Annotated in this window: 1 protein-coding gene; it reads right to left on the reverse strand. The window is 63.1% G+C overall.

Annotated features, from left to right (window positions below; genetic code table 11):
- Window positions 1-466: hypothetical protein (locus RM704_RS44680; protein WP_311593609.1), on the reverse strand; the 466-nt coding region annotated here is incomplete at both ends.

A 466-nucleotide genomic window follows, 5' to 3' on the forward strand; every position in this document is an offset into this window, starting at 1 on the left:
GAGCGCTAGCTCGGGTGCGGATCCTTTGGCTGATTCCTTCGTGTTTGTCTTTGGGGCTGACCATCAGGGCTTCCAGGGCTATGACGTAGTCCAGGTGCAGCTCATCGGTCTCTTGCTCCCACACGCCGAGGTCACTGTGGGTGCGCTGGTATGCCTGCAGTAGGTGCCGGGCGGCCCGTTCCAGACGCCTGGCACGCTTTCCGGGCAAGCCTGGACTGGTGAGGCCGTCCATGACGGCATTGATCCTCGCCGACACGGCGGAGCAGAAGGCCTGTAGTCGCGGAATCTCTGCCTGCGTGATGCAGAAGCTGCCCAGCTCGCGGACTTCGGCCTCCGCCTTCCTGCCGTAGCGATCCTCGTAGGTCAGCAAGGTGGTGGGTACTTGGTGTTGCTGCAGGCCGAATTCACGGCCGCGTTGGACGTCGAACACCGCGTCGACGTGCAGGGTTTCGGGGCTCCACAGAAT

It is taken from the genome of Streptomyces gottesmaniae, assembly GCF_031845845.1.
GTDB lineage: Bacteria > Actinomycetota > Actinomycetes > Streptomycetales > Streptomycetaceae > Streptomyces > Streptomyces akebiae.